Origin of the sequence: Burkholderia sp. MSMB1459WGS (assembly GCF_001534535.1) — a bacterium.
In the GTDB taxonomy this organism is placed as follows: Bacteria; Pseudomonadota; Gammaproteobacteria; order Burkholderiales; family Burkholderiaceae; genus Burkholderia.
Map to the genome: position 1 here is coordinate 427,217 of NZ_LPMU01000023.1, position 17,124 is coordinate 444,340.

16 protein-coding genes are annotated in these 17,124 nt (G+C 67.3%); 12 read left to right on the top strand and 4 right to left on the bottom strand.

Annotation, left to right across the window (positions count from 1 at the left end; genetic code table 11):
- Positions 1–106: 106 nt before the first annotated feature.
- The 4 genes from WT97_RS09585 to WT97_RS09600 all read left to right on the top strand — a co-directional run bounded on the left by WT97_RS09585 (position 107) and on the right by WT97_RS09600 (position 5,624).
- Positions 107–1,228, top strand: coding sequence for a branched-chain amino acid ABC transporter substrate-binding protein (locus WT97_RS09585; protein WP_059505216.1), 1,122 nt, complete (start codon positions 107–109; stop codon positions 1,226–1,228).
- A 68-nt stretch (positions 1,229–1,296) separates the two neighbouring features.
- Complete coding sequence (gene lhpH, locus WT97_RS09590; RefSeq protein WP_060353304.1) at positions 1,297–2,304, top strand: trans-3-hydroxy-L-proline dehydratase; 1,008 nt, start codon at positions 1,297–1,299, stop codon at positions 2,302–2,304.
- A 196-nt stretch (positions 2,305–2,500) separates the two neighbouring features.
- Complete coding sequence (locus tag WT97_RS09595; RefSeq protein WP_060353305.1) at positions 2,501–5,092, top strand: penicillin-binding protein 1A; 2,592 nt, start codon at positions 2,501–2,503, stop codon at positions 5,090–5,092.
- Positions 5,093–5,297: 205 nt separating this feature from the next.
- Positions 5,298–5,624 carry a DUF4148 domain-containing protein gene (locus WT97_RS09600; RefSeq protein ID WP_060036121.1) on the top strand — a complete coding sequence of 109 codons (327 nt, stop codon included), beginning with the start codon at positions 5,298–5,300 and terminating at the stop codon, positions 5,622–5,624.
- Here WT97_RS09600 and WT97_RS34050 read toward each other — a convergent pair.
- Complete coding sequence (locus WT97_RS34050) at positions 5,621–5,809, bottom strand: hypothetical protein (RefSeq protein ID WP_156440239.1); 189 nt, start codon at positions 5,807–5,809, stop codon at positions 5,621–5,623. The genes WT97_RS09600 and WT97_RS34050 overlap by 4 nt on opposite strands.
- 284 nt (positions 5,810–6,093) lie before the next feature.
- Here WT97_RS34050 and WT97_RS09605 point away from each other — a divergent pair, with 284 nt between their 5' ends.
- Complete coding sequence (locus WT97_RS09605) at positions 6,094–6,498, top strand: lysozyme inhibitor LprI family protein (RefSeq protein WP_059505223.1); 405 nt, start codon at positions 6,094–6,096, stop codon at positions 6,496–6,498.
- A gap of 67 nt (positions 6,499–6,565) precedes the next feature.
- On the opposite strand, the gene WT97_RS09610 is transcribed toward WT97_RS09605, so the two are convergent.
- Together WT97_RS09610 and WT97_RS09615 are read right to left on the bottom strand one after the other, a co-directional pair.
- Positions 6,566–7,213 (bottom strand): response regulator transcription factor, encoded by a 648-nt coding sequence (locus WT97_RS09610; protein ID WP_034204855.1) that lies wholly within the window; start codon positions 7,211–7,213, stop codon positions 6,566–6,568.
- Positions 7,210–9,312, bottom strand: a complete 2,103-nt coding sequence (locus tag WT97_RS09615; RefSeq protein WP_060353306.1) for a PAS domain-containing sensor histidine kinase — start codon at positions 9,310–9,312, stop codon at positions 7,210–7,212. Before WT97_RS09615 ends, WT97_RS09610 begins: the two co-directional genes overlap by 4 nt.
- A 3-nt stretch (positions 9,313–9,315) precedes the next feature.
- Between WT97_RS09615 and WT97_RS34055 the strand changes: the two genes are divergently transcribed.
- From WT97_RS34055 to WT97_RS09640, 6 genes are all read left to right on the top strand, one after another.
- Positions 9,316–9,477 carry a hypothetical protein gene (locus tag WT97_RS34055; RefSeq protein ID WP_156440240.1) on the top strand — a complete coding sequence of 54 codons (162 nt, stop codon included), beginning with the start codon at positions 9,316–9,318 and terminating at the stop codon, positions 9,475–9,477.
- A 152-nt stretch (positions 9,478–9,629) separates the two neighbouring features.
- Positions 9,630–10,100: a universal stress protein gene (locus tag WT97_RS09620; protein WP_059505227.1), complete on the top strand. Its 471-nt coding sequence runs from the start codon at positions 9,630–9,632 to the stop codon at positions 10,098–10,100.
- A gap of 335 nt (positions 10,101–10,435) precedes the next feature.
- Positions 10,436–10,942, top strand: a complete 507-nt coding sequence (locus WT97_RS09625) for a cupin domain-containing protein (RefSeq protein WP_060353307.1) — start codon at positions 10,436–10,438, stop codon at positions 10,940–10,942.
- Between the two features lie 185 nt (positions 10,943–11,127).
- Positions 11,128–12,153, top strand: coding sequence for a DedA family protein/thiosulfate sulfurtransferase GlpE (locus WT97_RS09630; RefSeq protein WP_050011042.1), 1,026 nt, complete (start codon positions 11,128–11,130; stop codon positions 12,151–12,153).
- A 699-nt stretch (positions 12,154–12,852) separates the two neighbouring features.
- Positions 12,853–14,235, top strand: coding sequence for an amino acid permease (locus WT97_RS09635; RefSeq protein WP_059505232.1), 1,383 nt, complete (start codon positions 12,853–12,855; stop codon positions 14,233–14,235).
- A gap of 212 nt (positions 14,236–14,447) precedes the next feature.
- Complete coding sequence (locus WT97_RS09640; RefSeq protein WP_060353308.1) at positions 14,448–15,383, top strand: universal stress protein; 936 nt, start codon at positions 14,448–14,450, stop codon at positions 15,381–15,383.
- Between the two features lie 426 nt (positions 15,384–15,809).
- On the opposite strand, the gene WT97_RS09645 is transcribed toward WT97_RS09640, so the two are convergent.
- Positions 15,810–16,241, bottom strand: a complete 432-nt coding sequence (locus tag WT97_RS09645; RefSeq protein ID WP_059505236.1) for a hypothetical protein — start codon at positions 16,239–16,241, stop codon at positions 15,810–15,812.
- Positions 16,242–16,774: 533 nt separating this feature from the next.
- Here WT97_RS09645 and WT97_RS09650 point away from each other — a divergent pair.
- A complete protein-coding gene (locus WT97_RS09650) occupies positions 16,775–17,029 on the top strand; it encodes a DUF3562 domain-containing protein (protein ID WP_059505238.1) in 255 nt (84 codons plus the stop codon).
- The last annotated feature ends 95 nt before the right edge of the window (positions 17,030–17,124 follow it).

A 17,124-nucleotide genomic window follows, 5' to 3' on the forward strand; every position in this document is an offset into this window, starting at 1 on the left:
ATCTGGTCCTCTAAATGACCAAAATATCCGGAATATTTTGAAATTGCTTGCGATGTGACCACGTGTGTCCTACATTGGTTTCATACAAAACCAATCAGGAGACATCATGCGACACCTCACGACCGTGCTCTCGGTGGCTGCTGCCGTCGGCGCGCTGACTTCCGCGCACGCGCAGGAAGTCGTGACGATCGGCCATTCGGCGCCGCTGACGGGCCCGCAGGCCGCCAACGGCAAGGACAACGAAAACGGCGCGCGGCTCGCGGTGGACGAGCTCAACAAGGCTGGCGTGAAGGTCGGCGGGAAGACCGTTACGTTCAAACTGGTTTCCGAGGACGATCAGGCCGATCCGAAAGCCGGCGTACAGGTCGCGCAGAACCTCGTCGACAAGGGTGTCGTCGCGGTGCTCGGGCCGTACAACTCGGGCGTCGCGATTCCGGCCTCGCGCGTGTATGCGAACGCCGGCGTGCCGATCCTGCCGGTCGCGTCGAACCCGGCACTCACGCGGCAGGGTTTCAAGAACATCTTCCGGATCGGCGCGAGCGACGAGCAACTCGGCGGCACGATGGCCACGTTCGCCGCGAAGACGCTGAACGCGAAAACCGCCGCCGTGATCGACGATCGCACCGCGTACGGGCAGGGCGTCGCCGAGCAGTTCATGAACGTCGCGAAGGCGAACGGCATCAAGATCGTCGACCAGGAATACACGAATTCGTCGGCCACCGATTTCCTCGGCATTCTCACCAAGATCAAGGCCGCCAACCCCGACGTGATCTTCCTCGGCGGCTATGCGGCGCAGGGCGCGCCGATGGCCAGGCAGATGAAGCAGCGGGGCTTGCGCGCGAAGCTGCTCGGCGGCGACGGCATCTGCTCGGCCGACATGGGCAAGGTCGCGGGCGAGGCGGCGTCGATCGTCTATTGCGCGCAGGGCGGTGTCGCGCTCGAGAAGACGCCGGCCGGCCGCGAATTCCTGAAGAAATACCACGACGCCTATCACACCGATACGCAGGTCTACGGCGTCAATTACTACGACGGCGTGAAGCTGCTCGCCGACGCGATGGTCAAGGCCGGCACGACCACCGACAAGGCGAAGCTGATCGCGCAGCTCGCGAAGTCGAGCTACGCGGGTGTCGCGGGCACCTATTCGTTCGACGCGAACGGCGACCTGAAAGGCGCGCCGACCACCGTCTACGTGATCCGCAACGGGCTGCCGCAACCGTACGCGAAGTAATCGCCGCACCCACCCGTCACCGGACGGCGGCCGCGCCGCCGTCCTTCGTTTCAACGCATTCGATCCCCATGAAAATTTCCCGCTCCCTTTCCACCGTCGAAGCGCACACCGGCGGCGAGGCGTTCCGCATCGTCACGAGCGGGCTGCCGCGGCTGCCCGGCGACACGATCGTCCAGCGCCGCGCGTGGCTCAAGGAGAACGCCGACGAGATCCGCCGCGCGCTGATGTTCGAACCGCGCGGCCATGCCGACATGTACGGCGGCTACCTGACCGAGCCCGTGTCGCCGAATGCGGATTTCGGCGTGATCTTCGTGCACAACGAAGGCTACAGCGACCATTGCGGACACGGCGTGATCGCGCTGTCGACGGCGGCCGTCGAACTCGGCTGGGTGCAGCGCACGGTGCCGGAGACGCGGGTCGGCATCGACGCGCCGTGCGGCTTCATCGAGGCCTTCGTCAAATGGGACGGCGAACATGCCGGGCCTGTGCGCTTCGTCAACGTGCCGTCGTTCATCTGGCGGCGCGACGTGTCGGTCGACACGCCGTCGTTCGGCACCGTGACCGGCGACATCGCGTATGGCGGCGCGTTTTATTTCTATGTCGACGGCGCGCCGTTCGACCTGCCGGTGCGCGAATCGGCGGTCGAAAAACTGATCCGCTTCGGCGCGGAAGTGAAGGCGGCCGCGAACGTGAAGTATCCGGTCGTGCATCCGGATATCCCGGAAATCAACCACATTTACGGCACGATCATCGCGAACGCGCCGCGCCACGCGGGTTCGACGCAGGCGAACTGTTGCGTGTTCGCGGATCGCGAGGTCGACCGCTCGCCGACCGGTTCCGGCACCGGCGGTCGCGTCGCGCAGCTCTACCAGCGCGGGCTGCTCGCGGCGGGCGACACGCTCGTCAACGAATCGATCGTCGGCACGGTCTTCAAGGGGCGCGTGCTGCGCGAAACGACGGTCGGCGATATCCCGGCCGTGATCCCGGAAGTGGAAGGCAGCGCGCATATCTGCGGGTTCGCGAACTGGATCGTCGACGAGCGCGATCCGCTCACGTACGGATTTCTCGTGCGCTGAGCCGCAGCGCCGGTCGCGCCGCCGTCGCGTCCTCGCTGCGTCCCCTCGCGCGGCGTTCAGGTTGTGGTACCAGGTTTGGCGCGTCGTTCCGGTCGCGGAGCACGCGCCTTTTTTGCGTCGGCGCCGTCGCGAAACCGCATCGCCGTGTGCCGGCCCAGCGCCGCCGTGGGTCGGACGGCCGCGCGAGTTTGGTACGATGCAGCCTTTTCAGCCGAGCTCCACCCGCGTGAATCGCCGAAACGTGTCGTCAGTGCGTGCCTTGTGTGCCAGATGGGTCGCGCGCGCCCAACCTGTCGCGGCAGCCGCCGTCGCGCGGGTCAAGCCTCTCGCCGCCGCCGCGTGGCACCATGTCCGCCACCCGACGCGCCGCGGCGTGCTGCTCGCAGCCGCCGCCGTGCCGGCGCTGTTCGCGGCGTATGTGGTCGTGCTCGTTCCATTCACGCCGGGCATCGGCGACATCCGCAAGGCGCGCGTCGACCAGCCGGCGCAGGTGCTGTCGGCCGACGGCAAGCTGCTGGCCGAATTCAAGCCGTCGAACCGGGAATGGGTGCCGCTCGAGCAGATCTCGCCGCACATGGTCGACGCGCTGATCGCGACCGAGGATCACCGCTTCTACGCGCACCATGGCCTCGACTGGAAGCGCACGGCGTCGGCCGCGCTCCATACGTTCTCGGGCAGCCGCCAGGGCGGCTCGACGATCACGCAGCAGCTCGCGCGCAATCTGTATCCGGACGAGATCGGCCGCGCGCCGACGCTCACGCGCAAGGTGAAGGAGGCGATCACCGCGCTGAAGATCGAGGCCGTCTACAGCAAGGACCAGATCCTCGAGACCTACCTGAACACGGTGCCGTTCCTGTACAACGCGTACGGCGTCGAGATGGCCGCGCGCACCTATTTCGACAAGTCGGCCGACGAACTCGACGTGCTCGACAGCGCGACGCTCGTCGGGATGCTGAAGGGCAACAGCTACTACAACCCGGTGCTGAACCCCGAGCGCGCGCTGCAGCGGCGCAACACGGTGCTCGGCCAGATGGTGAAGTACGGCAAGCTGTCGCCGGCGCAGTTCGCGCAGTTGCAGCGCCGGCCGCTGCGCATCGACTTCGAACGCCAGAAGGAGCCGCCCGGGCCGGCGCCGCATTTCGCGCAGCAGTTGCGCAAATGGCTGATCGCGTGGGCCGACCGCAACGACTACAACATCTACTCGGACGGGCTGATCGTGCGCACGACGATCGATTCGCGCCTCCAGCAGATGGCGACGCAGGCGCTCACGCTGCAGGGCAATCAGTTGCAGGGCATCGCGAACAACGCATGGAGCGGCCGCGACGGCTGCGGCACCGACAACGAGGTGTTCCGCACCTTCATGCGCGAATCGCCCGAGTACAAGGCGGCGCAGGACTCCGGCAAGGACGACGCGGCGGCGATGAAGATGCTCGCGGCCGACCGCGGTTTCCTGCATGCGCTGTGCAAGGCGAAGACCGACGTGCAGGCCGGCTTCCTCGCAATCGATCCGCGCGACGGGCAGATCCGCGCGTGGGTCGGCAGCCGCGACTTCACCCGTGAGCCGTTCGACCACGTCGCGCAGGCGCGGCGTCAGCCGGGCTCGACGTTCAAGCCGTTCGTCTATGGCGCCGCGTTTGCGAGTGGGATGAAGCCGGACGACACGTTCATCGACCAGCCGGTCGAGATCCCGTTGAAAGGCGGCGAGATCTGGCGGCCGAACGACGACGTGCCGCCTACGGGCAAGCCGATGACCTTGCGCGACGCGGTCGCGCTGTCGCGCAACCGGATCACCGCGCAGGTGATGGAGAAGATCGGCCCGGCCGCCGTCGCGCGGCTGGCGCGCGACATGGGCGTGCGCGAAAGCCCGCTCGAACGCGTGCCGTCGCTCGCGCTCGGCACGAGCCCGGTCACGCTGAAGGAAATGGTCGCCTCGTACGCGACGATCGCGAACGGCGGGCTGTACGTCGAGCCGCAGATGGTCACGCGCATCGAGAATCGCCAGGGCGACGTGCTCGCCGAATACGCACCGGCGCCGCCCGAGCGCGCGCTCGATGCCGAAACCGACAAAATGCTGCTCGACGTGATGCGCGATGTCGTCACGCGCGGCACGGGCGGCAGCATCCGCACGCGCTTCGGCATCCGCGGCGACGTGGCCGGCAAGACCGGCACGACGCAGGACAACGCGGACGGCTGGTTCATCCTGATGCAGCCGGGACTCGTCGCTGGCGCGTGGGTCGGATTCGACGACGGCCGCGTGACGCTGCGCAGCGACTACTGGGGGCAGGGTGCGCACAGCGCGCTGCCGATCGTCGGCGATTTCTTCCAGCGTGCGCAGCGCGCCCGGATCGTCGATACCAAGGCGAAATTCGATACCGAGCCGTCGCCCGGCTGGTTCGCGTCGCTGCGCGAGCGCGCGGCCGACCTGTTCGACACATGGTTCCCGCCCGAGCCGAAGAAAGCGAGCGCACCGGTCAGGACGCAGCGTATCGAGCGCCCGGCCGAGGCCGACGAGGGTGCGACGTCGGCGGCATCCGCCGCATCGGCGCCGGATGCCGCGTCCGGCGGTATCGTCGAGGAATGGGTGCCGGCGTCCGAAGTGGCCGCATCGGCCGCCGCGCTGTCGGCGGGCGCCTCGCAACTGCAGCCGCAGCCTGCGCCGCCGCCGGCAGGCGCCAGTGCCACGAGTGGAAGCAGCGCCGGTATCGGCGTCGCCCCTTCGGCCGTGCCGGCTCCGCCGCCGTCGGTGCCGGCGCCGGCCGCGCCCGATGCGACCGGTGCTTCGCAGTAATGAAGCCGTGTCGCGGCATTCGGCGCGCAGGCGGCGATAATCATCTGACGAAACGACTTATTCCCGCTCGATTGTACGGTTTCGATCAACAGTGAATTTGCGATTTAAGTATTTACCCTGATAGCCGAGCCTCCTAGACTTCTACTCATGCGCAACGACCTCGAGTCCGAAGCGCCTGACAAAACAATCCCGGAGGTAACGCATCATGAAATCGCTGATCAAGGCAGTTGCACTGGCCGCCCTGGTGGCCGCACCGGTCGTCTCGTTTGCCCAATCGAACCAGCAGCCGCTGACCCGCGCGCAAGTGCGCGCCGAGCTGGTCCAGCTCGAAAAGGCCGGCTACAACCCGAACGACTGGATGAACTATCCGGAAAACATCCAGGCCGCCCAGGCCAAGATCGCCGCGCAGAACGCCGGTGCGCAAGCCGACGCAACCGGCTACGGTTCGAACCCGGTCGCGACGTCGCAGTCGGGCCCGCGCGCGGTCGTGCCGGCCGTGAGCGACCGCTCGTCGGTGTACTTCGGCCACTAAGCCAGCCGTCGTTTCGCGGCCTTGAAGGCCGCGGCTGACGTCGTATCGAGAAAGCCCGCATCCGGTTCAGTTCCGGGTGCGGGCTTTTTCCATGATGCGAAGCTCAGCGAACCGACGCACACGGCGGGCGAAATCGTCGGACGGGCAATCCGATATTCGCCGATACCGGAGGTCTCTCTTCCCATGGGTTCGTTCGGGCCAACGCCGGGAAGTCTCTCTTTCCATGGGTTCGTTCGAGCAAGATCCGCGGGCAATCGACCGCGACCACCCGCAGCACCCGAGACCGTGATTGCGGTGCATGCGCAATCGTTCCCGAGCGAGTGTCCGGCTGCAACCCCGGCCCCCCGCTGACAATCCGCCGCGCGTGCGCTAGCATCGCGGTCGATGTTGCCGCGGGGAGCGCGGCCAATCCACACGGGGCGCCGCAGGGCACCGGGTTTCCAACTTCAACGAACAACAAGGAGCATCCATGCGTGTCTTGACCGGTCTGCTGGGCTCGCTGGCGCTGGTGGCGAGCGTCGCCCATGCGCAGGCGAATTGTGCGGACGCGACGGATCAGGCGACGATGACGGCGTGTGCCGATCGCGCGTACAAGAAATCCGACGGGGAACTGAACCGGACTTACCAGGCCGTCACCGCGCGCCTGCGCGATGCGCGTCCGCTTGCCGACAAGCTCGTGAATGCACAGCGCGCGTGGATCGCGTACCGCGATGCCGAATGCCATTTCTCGAGCGCGAATGCCGAGGGCGGCAGTGCGTATCCAATGGTCGTATCGACCTGCCTCGACGATTTGACGAAAGCGCGCACCGAAACGCTGAAGGGCTATTTGTCCTGCGAGGAGGGCGACCTCGCGTGCCCGGTGCCCGCGAAGTAACGATCACGCGCGGGCCCGTCGAGGCCCGCACTACACTGGCTAGACGTCGTCCGCTACACGTCGTCCGTTACACGTCGTCCGTTTCGTCGAGCAGCTTGTGCCGCATCGCGTAACGCACGAGCGCCGCTTCGTGCGGCATCTGCATCTTTTCGAGAATCCGCGTCTTGTAGGTGCTGACCGTCTTCGCGCTCACGCACAGCGCATTCGCGATCTCGGTCAGCGTCTGGCCGGCGGCGATCCGCCGGAACACGTCGAATTCGCGGTCGGACAGCCGCTGGTGCGGCAGCGTTTCGGCCGGCTCGTTCAGGCTCTGCGCGAACTGCTCGGCCATCGCGAGGCTCACGTAGACGCCGCCCGACGCCACTTTCGCGACCGCGCCGACCAGCTCCGCGCTCGCGCTTTCCTTCGTCAGATAGCCGGACGCGCCCGCGCGGAACGCGCGCACCGCGTATTGCTGCTCCGCGTGCATCGTCAGCACCAGCACGCGCAGCGCGGGTTTCTCGTCCTTGATCTGCTTGATCAGCTCGACGCCGTTGCGGCCCGGCATCGACAGGTCGAGCACGAGTACCTGCGCGGGCGTCGCACGCACCAGCGCGATCGTCGACGGGCCGTCGCAGGCTTCGCCGGCCACCTCGAACCCGGTGGCGTTCTGGAGGATGTGCCGCAGACCGTCGCGTACGAGCGTATGGTCGTCGGCGATGAGCACCTTGATCATGTGATGAGCGTGTCCTGATGAACGGTGCCGAGCGGAAACGCGACGGTAATCGAGAAGCCGCGCGCGAGCGCGGTGTCGATCGTCACGGTGCCGCCCAGCATGTGTGCGCGTTCGCGAATGCCGATCAGGCCGAACGACTTGTCCTCGTGGGCCGGACCGCCGGGCGCCGCGCCGCGGCCGTTGTCCGCGACGCGCAGCACGCAAAAGCCTTCCTCGATGTCGAGCCGCAACGTCACGCGCGTCGCATCCGCATGACGCGCGACGTTCGTCAGCGCTTCCTGGACGATGCGGAACAGCGTGGTTGCGCCCGTACTGGTGAACGTGAGGCCGCCCGTTTCGATGTGACGCTCGACATCGATCCCGTAGCGGTTCGTGAAATCGTTCGCGAGCCATTCGATCGCGGGCACGAGGCCGAGATCGTCGAGCATCACCGGCCGCAGGTCGGCCGCGATGCGCCGCACCGACGCGACCGTCGCGTCGATCAGCCGCCGCATGCCTTGCAGATGCAATTGCACGCCTTCGTCGGGCTGCGCGCGGCCGGGCATGCGCAATTGCTGCTCGACGACGGACAGGTCCATCTTCAACGCGGTGAGCTGCTGCCCGAGGTCGTCGTGCAGCTCGCGCGCGATGCGGGTTTTTTCCTCTTCGCGCACGTTCTGCAGGTTCGCGGACAATTCGCGCAATTCCTCGCGCGATTGCTTCAGCGCATTCTCGGCCCGCTGCCGCTCGGTGATGTCGCGCAGCATCACCGTATAAAGCTTGCCCGACGCGTCGCGGATCTGCGAGATCGACGCTTCGATCGGGAATTCCTCGCCGTTGGCCCGCAGCCCGAACAGCACGCGCTGGCGGCCCATCTGCCGCTCCGACACGCCCGTCACGCCGAACTGGTCGACGTGCTTCGCATGTGCGGCGCGGAACCGCTCGGGAATGAAGCGCGACAGCGGCGCGCCGATCGCCTCCATCGCGGACACGCCGAACACCTGTTCGGCCATCGGATTGAAGATCACGACCTTCTGCGTTTCGTCGATCGTGATGATCGCTTCCATCGACGAACGGATGATGCCCATCATCCGCGCCTCGTTGAGGATGCCGCGGCTGCTCGCGCCGGCATCGGCGCGCCCGCGCAGCAGCGCATGGACGAGCGCCGCGAACCCGAACGACGCGATCAGCCCGGCGGCGAGCACGGTGCCGGCCGCGCGCTGCGCGCCGGTCGCGCTCGGCCGGCCGTCCGCGGAATAGGCGAGCGTCAGCGCGGTGCCGCCGAAATTCAGCACGTCGGTGCGCCGCATCAGGTCGGGCGACGCCGACGCTTCGTCGGTCGTCGTCTCGACGCTGACGATCGCGCGCGAATCGCCGCCGGCGGTCATCCGCAGATCGATCCCGCGCTCCGCGTCGAGCGCGCGCTCGACCAGGCGCCGCGCGCTCAGCGCCGCGAACAGCATCCCGTCGGCGCCGGCCTCGCGCGTGCCGGACGGCGTGGCGGCGGCCAGCGGCGAGGTCGTCACGGGCAGGAACAGCGTCAAGGTGCGCGCGTCGCGGGAGGTGTCGTCGTCGGCGGGGTGGACGCCGAGCGCGATATCGCCGGTCCGCAGCGCACGCGTGAGCGGCGCCGCGTCGAACGCGCCAAAGCGCACGACCGGCGCGTTCGACGCCGGGGCGCTGAGCGTCGCTGCCGCGAGCGCATCGGCCGGCAGCGGCTTCGTGCCGGCCAGCGCACCGCGCGCCGCGAGCGTCAGCGGCGCATAGCCGATCTGCCGGACCGGCGAGCGGCCGCTGTCGAGATCGAGCGTTTCCGCATACCGGCGCCATTGGCCGGGCGTCATGTCCGGCACGAGGCCGAACGCGCCGCGCGCGCCTTCGAGCACGGCGGCACCGGCCTGCAGTTCATGCCGCAGCATCGCGGTCACGTGCGTCGTCCGGCGTTCGAAACGCGTGTGAACGGCGCCTTGCCACTGCTCGCGCACCAGGAGCGCGACACCGAGCGATAGCACCGCACCCGCGCACAGCGTAACGACGCCGGCCGCGAGTGGCTGGCGTAACATGATCTGAAGGCGCGTGGGCCCTCGGGCGTCCCGCGTCGGGGTTCCACTGGCGGTCATTCGATGGCCATTCTGTTGTTCGGACTACCCGGGGCACTCGGGCAGCGCGGCAAAACCGGGGAAAACTCGCACCGGCTGCATGCAACGATTATTTTCAAGATGAAATTGTGCGCGTTTTACACGTTTTTTGTAATGGGGTCGGTTGAAATTGCAGCAAAGGCGTGAAGCAGCGCGCGCCGGCCGCGGTTGACGCGCGTCAACGCACGCGCCGGCACGTGGGGCAGACTGTTCGGCAGGCAAGCCGGCGCCGGGCCGGCTTGCGATGACGGGCCGTCGTTGCGCAACGCGCGACGCCTGCCTGGTCGGAGGGACGGACCATGTACAAGCGGATTTTCGTCGGGCTCGACGGCAGCCCGAGCGCGCGTCTCGCGCTGAACGAGGCGATCCGGATCGCGACGGCGTCCGGCGGCGAAGTGACGTGTGCGTACGTCGTCGAACATCGGCCGCAGCTCGTCGACGTCGACGCCGGCTTCGCCGCCGAGCACGACGGCGATGTCGCCGCGACCGATGCCGCGACGCCGGTACTCGACGCAGCGAAAGCGATGCTCGCGCAGCAGCATGTGCGAGGCACGGTGCGTGCGCTCGACGCGTACGGCGAGGACATCGCGACGGTGCTGATGCGTACCGCGGCCGAAGCCGACGCCGATCTGATCGTGATGGGCACGAGCGGGCGGCACGGCCTGCGCAGGCTGTTGCTCGGCAGCGTGGCGGAATCGCTGCTGCGTGCGGCCGACCGGCCGGTGCTGCTGGTACGGCACGACGAGGCGGGCACGTCGGCGGCTGCGTGACCGACGCGGTACGGCGGGCCGATGCGGCACCGGCGCTCGCCGTTGGCAGGCTGACGCGCGGCATTCCGGACTTCTTGCGTGAGCGGGTGTGCTGCGTCGTCGAATCGCCCAACACGGCGCGGCGAGCAGCGCCGATACGCATCGCCGATACGCGATTGCGCGTCCGCAGTTGCATCCCGGCATGCAGTTCTGGCAGCATCGGCCGGTGTCCGCTCGATCGCCGCGTGCATGGCAGCCGCGATCGACGCAGGGGCATCCGGCGGCACCCGGGCGCATGAATCGCGATCGGACAGTCGGCCGGATGCCGGTTTTCTACCTTACCGACGTCATCCGCCATGCCGATTTCCGCGACCGACCTGATTCGCCAGTTCGACCTGCAGCCGCATCCCGAAGGCGGCTATTTCCGCGAAACCTACCGCGCGACCGAGTCGGTCGTGCGCCCGTCCGACGGCGCGGCGCGTGCCGCGTCGACCGCGATCTACTACCTGCTGTGCGACGGCGCGTATTCGTCGTGGCATCGCATCCGTTCCGACGAAGTCTGGCATTTCTACGCGGGCGATCCGATCGAAGTGTGGGTGCTCGATGCGCGCGACGGGCTGACGATCCACCGGCTCGGCAACCCGCTCACCCATCCGGGCACCGTGTTCCAGACGGTCGTGCAGGCCGGAAGCTGGTTCGGCGCGCGCTGCGCGTCGCCGCAGCACGTCGCGCTCGTCGGCTGCACGGTTGCGCCCGGATTCGAGTTCGCGGAGTTCGAGCTGGCGGATGCGGCCGCGCTGGCGGCCGAGTTTCCCGACTACGCGGAACATATCGCACAACTCGCGCCGCGCTCCGACGTGTGACCGTCACGGTCGCGTCACGCCGCGCGCAAAGCCCGCGCCGCCGGCCGGTGTTCCGCGCGAGCGAGGCCAAACCCGTTTAGAATGCGCATGATGCATCGGTCGATCGCGGACGTGCCGCGGCGGCCGTTGCGCCGCCGTACCGACGGCCCTGTCGCGCGGCCCGCATGTCTTCCAGGAGCGCCGCCGTGTGGCACTTTCCCATCGCTATTCCATCGTCGCTCGGCCCGTGGGCCGTGTTCGCGAGCGTGTTGATCACGCAGCTCGGCGTGCCGGTGCCGGCCGTGCCGATGCTGATTCTCGGCGGCACGATGGCGGCGATGGGGCAGGCGTCCTGGGTCAGCATGTTCGCGGCGGCGATCGGCGCGACGATGCTGGCCGATTCCCTTTGGTTCTTCATGGGCCGCACGCGCGGCCGGCGCCTGCTGAACGGCCTCGTGCGCTTCTCGCTGTCGCTCGATACGACGCTGCGTTTCGCGCGCAACGTATTCGAAAGGTACGGCGCGCCGCTGCTCGTGCTGTCGAAATTCCTGCCGGGCCTTGGCCTCGTGTCGGCGCCGCTGCTCGGCACGACCGCGATCGGCATCGGCGTATTCCTGTTCTGGGATCTGGCGGGCGCGTCGCTGTGGGCGGCGTTCTGGCTGATCGGCGGCGCGGCCATTCACGACCAGATCGTCCAGTTCGTGCTGTGGGTGCGCGCGAGCGGCGGCACGATTCTCGACGCGTTTCTCGCGATCTTCATCACGTTCTTGCTGTACCGCTGGGTGCGTCGCGTGCAGTTCCGCCGCTATCTCGCGCAGGTGCGCATCTCGCCGCCGCAGCTCGTGGAGATGATGACGTCCGACGAACCGCCGCTGATCTTCGATGCACGTCCGAAGGCGATTCGCGAACGCGAGCCGTACCGGATTGCCGGCGCGGTGCCGGTCGATCTCGACTCGCCGGACCTGCTCGATCCGGAAGTGCTGAAACGGCCGATCGTCGTCTATTGCGTGTGCCCGAACGAGGCGACCGCGAAGCGGCTGATCGCGAAGATGCAGCGCAAGAAGATGATCCACAACATCCGGGCGCTGAAGGGCGGCCTCGATGCGTGGGAAAAGCACGGTTATCCGGTCGAGCCGCTGCCGGCGGATCTCGATTCGTCGCGGTATTTCGTGCGGCCGGAGCAGGGTGGGCTGGAAGGCGAGTATACGGTGCGGGCGACGTTGTCGAAGTGATGCAGCCGGCGTTGCTGGTATCGCTGAGCGTGTGAGCGCGCATCCTGGCCTGTTCGATCGCGTCATCGCTACCGGTGGCGATATGAATCTCATCGGGGAGGCGAAACTGGCCTGCATTCCCGAGCAGATCGGCGACGACTTCGTGTAAGCGGGTGATAGCAAAGCCCTCAGCGACGCCCTCTGCCGGTGCGCATCTCCGACGCCGCCGAAGCTGGCGGCATCGCAGTCGGTCTCGTAAATCGAGGTCTGAGCTCAAGAATGCGCGCCCGCCGCGCGCATTCGAATCCAATCACCGCTTTCACCCACCGCGATTTTCCCGAAAATCGCCTGGCGTGAAACCGCCGATCCTCCCTATAATCCCGCCTGCATATTGCGTGCGCTCGATTGCGCACATTCGACGCGCGTTCGTTCGCGCCGAAAGCGATGAATCCCGTTGCCGCTCGTCACGCGCACAGCCGCGTCGCGCGGGTCGGTCGGGTGTATTCCGTGAAAGGCCCTATCCGTATATCCGGACTGTTCCGGGAAATACGGATAATCCGCGGCAATTCCAACCGAATTGACGCGGCATCCGTGTCGTTTCTTATTCGGAAATCGACAATGGGGATTATTTCGTTTTCGGCTGCCGAAATCGGCATGAACGGTCGCGCATTGTCATCGACACAATGACGGCGGCCCGCCCGCGGCTGCCAGGAGACGAATTTGAAGCAACCAGAAGACCAACTGCACCGCGGGCTGGAAGAACGGCACATCAACCTGATGGCGCTCGGCGCGACGATCGGCGTCGGCCTGTTCCTCGGCTCGGCCACCGCGATCCGCACGGCCGGCCCGGCCATCCTGCTGACCTACCTGCTGGGCGGCCTCGCGATCTTCCTGATCATGCGCGCGCTCGGCGAGATGGCGATCACCAACCCGGTCGCCGGCGCCTTCAGCCGCTATGCGCGCGACTACCTCGGCCCGCTCGCGGGCTATCTGACCGGCTGGACCTACTGGTTCGTGTGGATCGTCACCTGCATGGCGGAAATCACGGCGGTCGGCGTCTACATGCACATGTGGTTCCCCGGCGTGCCTAACTGGATCTGGGCGCTCGCGGCGCTCCTGGCGATGGGCTCGGTGAACTTCATCGCGGTCAAGCTGTATGGCGAATTCGAATTCTGGTTCGCGCTGATCAAGATCGTCACGATCGTGCTGATGATCGTCGGCGGCGGCCTGATGATCGCGTTCGGCATCGGCAACGGCGGTGTCGCGACCGGCATCTCGAACCTGTGGTCGCACGGCGGCTTCATGCCGAACGGGATCAACGGCGTGATCGCCGCGCTGCCGATCGTGATGTTCGCGTATCTCGGCGTCGAGATGCTCGGCCTCACGGCCGGCGAGGCGCGCAACCCGGAGAAGTCGCTGACGAAGGCCGTGAATTCGGTGTTCTGGCGCGTGCTGATTTTCTACATCGGCGCGCTGTTCGTGATCATGTCGCTCTATCCGTGGGACCGGATCGGCACGCAGGGCAGCCCGTTCGTGATGACGTTCTCGCGCCTCGGCATTCCGGCCGCCGCCGGCATCATCAACTTCGTCGTGCTGACCGCTGCGCTGTCGTCGTGCAACAGCGGCCTGTTCAGCACCGCGCGGATGCTCTACAACCTCGCGCAGCAGGGCCAGGCGCCGGCCGCGCTCGGTCGCGTGAATCGCAGCGGCGTGCCCGTGTACGGTGTGGCCGTGTCGGTCGCGCTGCTGCTGATCGGCGTGTTGCTCAACTATCTCGCGCCGCAGCACGTGTTCACGTGGCTCACGTCGGTATCGACGTTCGGCGCGATCTGGACGTGGTGCGTGATCCTGATCGCGCAGATGCGTTTTCGCCGCACGCTGTCGGCCGACAAGATCGCGCGCCTGCCGATCCGCGTGCCGTTCTATCCGCTCGGTTCGTTCGTCGCGCTCGGCTTTCTCGTGCTGGTCGTCGTGCTGATGGCGTTTACGCCCGATACGCGCGTCGCGCTGGTGATCGGGCCGGTGTGGATCGTGCTGCTCGGCATCGCGTACGCGCTGTTCTATGCGAACCGTCCGGCCGCGTCGATGCCGACGAAGCCGTAAGCGGCGCAGGCAGGGTGCCGCACGATCGTTGATCGCGATCATGCACGCGCGGGCCGGACGGCCTATGCTGAACGAACGCATTGCTCGTCCGCGCTTCGCGTGACAGCCCGCCGATCCTGCGGCCACGGCGGCGGTCCGACGCGGCGGCGCCGCTGCCGCGCGAAGCCCCCGTCGTCGTTCGGCGACGACGTGCACGCACGGAGACCTTCGCCATGCAGCCTGCCCTGTCCATCCCGACGCTCGCGCGGATCGCGCTGGCCGTCGATCCGACGCCCGAATCGCTGACCGCCGCACGTTACGTGCGCACGCTGCTGCGTCCCGGCATGCGATTGCGCATCGTGTGCGCGATCGACAATCCGCGCCTCGTGCTGCCCGACATTCCGCGCATCGACGCGCTGCTGACGTCCGCGCGCGAGGACATGGTGCGCGAAGCGCAAGCCACCTGCGAGCGGATCGCGGCGCTGTTCGCCGATAGCGGCGTCGACGTCGAACGAACGGTCATCGATACGTCGATCACGGGCGGCTCGGTGGCGGACGCCCTGGTGAACGATACGTCGACGTGGCACGCGAACGTGCTGGCGATCGGCGCGAACCCGCATCACGGGTTGTTGCGGCTCGTCGAAGGCGCGATGTCGGACACACTGACGAAACGCGCGCGCTGTGCGCTGCTGATCGTGCCCGGCACCTATGCACGGCCGTCGGACGGCGCGCTGCAGCGGCTGATGTTCGCGGTCGACGGCAGCGAGCCGTCGCTGCACGCGCTGCGCGTCGGGCTCGGCTTCGCGGCGCCGACGACGTTGCTGTATGCGACGTACGTGATCGATCGCGCGGTTCGCCTGACCGATGTCGTGCCGGTGCGCGCGCTCGAGGATGCGTACCGCGCGGAAGGCGAGGATGCGCTCGCGAAGATCGGCCCGCTGCTCCATGCGACGGGCAATCCGACCAAGCGCGGCATCGTCGAAACGCGTCCGACCAGCGACGACGTGGCTCATGCGCTGATGCGCGAGGCCGTGCACTGGCGGGCGGAGCTGCTGGTGGTCGGCACGCATGGCCGTCGCGGCATCACCGCCTGGCTGATCGGCAGCGTCGCGCGGCGGGTCGCGCATCTCGCGCAGGTGCCCGTGCTGCTGGTGCGTGGCGCGGAATGAATCCCGCGTTATCGCGATCGAAGCGGGTTTGGATTGACCTGCATCAGAAACGCGGCGCACATCGCGTGAGACAGTGACGAAACGTCGGCGATGCGGCTGGCCCGTCGTGCATGTGCGATTCCCGACCGCGCCTGCATGCAGGAAGCGATCGCTACCGCGCTTGCCGCCGTCACATCGTTTTCAGGAGCGGCGCCACGTGTTTGTCCGGCGCGTCATCCGACCGGGAACTCTCTGGCACGAGGGTAGGCAACCGACGGTTGCCTTGGAGGACGGGCGGGGTGCAAGTCACCCCGTCCGCTTTCCGCCTTGCCCCATCGAATTCGCTTCCCCGCAGCAATGATGTTGAATGCGGCCGCGTCGAGCGGCGCGCCATCGTACGCGTAACCATTGCGTGGCCCCGTGCCGTGCGTCGTTTCCGTGCGCCGATCAGAGGGTACGAAGAATCGATCGCTGGTCGTGCCGGCGGTCCGCGCCGCGCCGTACCCGCGCATGCGGATGCACGACATGGAGCGGTGCGCATGCGTTGCACGTGCGGTTGCGCAAACGATTCGCATGCGGCCAGCCTGGGCGAGCCTTGCGACGCGGCTCCGACCTGGCTGGTGCGTCGGCTGCGTTTCGCGCGTGGAGCGCCGCGGCGAACCGCTGCAAAGCGAGGACCGACCCCACGACGCTCTGATACTTTTCGCGGCCTATCTGCCCGTCGAGCGTGACGAGCAATCCGGCCTCGCGTGCGAGCGCGAGCAAGGTGTCGAGGTCGTCGGACGGACGGTTGCCGGCCGACTCGGTGCGGTCGGGCAGGGCGCGCGCGTTGCTCGACGCGCGCCGCTGGCCGTGGCCCGGTAAGTTGCGATGTGCCATGGTGGTCTCCTGCGCCGAACCCCGCGTGCCGGCTCGATGGCCGGCTGGGCGATGTTCGGGTATGAACGCCTGGTTCATGTGATCAGTATCGTGTGGCGATGGCGCACTGCCAAGCGGCGCGCGCTGAAGTCGCTGTCAGGAAATTGCGCGACGCGTATCGGAATCTGCTGACACGCGCGGCGGCCGACCGGCCGATCCGGCGCGTTCGTCGGACGAATGGCAGCGCGCTTGACGCATGATTTCGGACGGTCTAAGTTTCCCCACTGCATCGGCGTCGCGCGGCGTTCCACTTGTCGCCCGTCGCCAGTGCCGCGCCCCGGGGTGGCGTGACAGGGTTTCAGTATCGTTCGCGGGCCATGTGCACGACGAACGCTGCGCGGCCGATTCGGAAAACGGATCCGCACGGCGGCACGCAACGTGCCGTTGATCGCGCGCAAACACGCGCCGGCGCATCGTACGCCGCGCGTCTGTCTTAGTCTTTAAGCTTCCAGTACCGTCATCTTTTTCGTTCCTCGACCGTCAGGAGTCTGTCGATGTCCAAGGACAATTTGCTCGATTCACTCAAGGAAGCCGCCGAACGGCGCGCGATCGGCGCGGATCAGTTGCGTGCGATGCTCGACGACGAAGTGCGCGCGCTGTCGTCCGATGCACGCGTGCACGACTACATTCACGTATTCGCGATCCGGCACCTGCGCGAACGGATGCGCCAGAAGGACGATTTCGATCGCGACACCCGGGCCGATGACGCGCCCGCGGACGCCGATCCGCGTCCGAGGCATCGGCTGTAGCGGGTAGCGGCCGGGGCGCCGGGACCGGCGCGAGGCACACCCGCCGCCCGGCCATCCTGACGATCTGCCGACAGTCGCCGGCGCGTTTCGTCATA

Excerpts from the sequence above, each read along its gene's own strand:
- WT97_RS09585 (WP_059505216.1), top strand. The coding sequence starts at position 107 with ATGCGACACCTCACGACCGTGCTCTCGGTGGCTGCTGCCGTCGGCGCG.
- lhpH (WP_060353304.1), top strand. The coding sequence starts at position 1,297 with ATGAAAATTTCCCGCTCCCTTTCCACCGTCGAAGCGCACACCGGCGGC.
- WT97_RS09595 (WP_060353305.1), top strand. The coding sequence starts at position 2,501 with ATGCAGCCTTTTCAGCCGAGCTCCACCCGCGTGAATCGCCGAAACGTG.
- WT97_RS09600 (WP_060036121.1), top strand. The coding sequence starts at position 5,298 with ATGAAATCGCTGATCAAGGCAGTTGCACTGGCCGCCCTGGTGGCCGCA.
- WT97_RS34050 (WP_156440239.1), bottom strand. The coding sequence starts at position 5,809 with ATGGGAAGAGAGACCTCCGGTATCGGCGAATATCGGATTGCCCGTCCG.
- WT97_RS09605 (WP_059505223.1), top strand. The coding sequence starts at position 6,094 with ATGCGTGTCTTGACCGGTCTGCTGGGCTCGCTGGCGCTGGTGGCGAGC.
- WT97_RS09610 (WP_034204855.1), bottom strand. The coding sequence starts at position 7,213 with ATGATCAAGGTGCTCATCGCCGACGACCATACGCTCGTACGCGACGGT.
- WT97_RS09615 (WP_060353306.1), bottom strand. The coding sequence starts at position 9,312 with ATGACCGCCAGTGGAACCCCGACGCGGGACGCCCGAGGGCCCACGCGC.
- WT97_RS34055 (WP_156440240.1), top strand. The coding sequence starts at position 9,316 with ATGGCCATTCTGTTGTTCGGACTACCCGGGGCACTCGGGCAGCGCGGC.
- WT97_RS09620 (WP_059505227.1), top strand. The coding sequence starts at position 9,630 with ATGTACAAGCGGATTTTCGTCGGGCTCGACGGCAGCCCGAGCGCGCGT.
- WT97_RS09625 (WP_060353307.1), top strand. The coding sequence starts at position 10,436 with ATGCCGATTTCCGCGACCGACCTGATTCGCCAGTTCGACCTGCAGCCG.
- WT97_RS09640 (WP_060353308.1), top strand. The coding sequence starts at position 14,448 with ATGCAGCCTGCCCTGTCCATCCCGACGCTCGCGCGGATCGCGCTGGCC.
- WT97_RS09645 (WP_059505236.1), bottom strand. The coding sequence starts at position 16,241 with ATGGCACATCGCAACTTACCGGGCCACGGCCAGCGGCGCGCGTCGAGC.
- WT97_RS09650 (WP_059505238.1), top strand. The coding sequence starts at position 16,775 with ATGTCCAAGGACAATTTGCTCGATTCACTCAAGGAAGCCGCCGAACGG.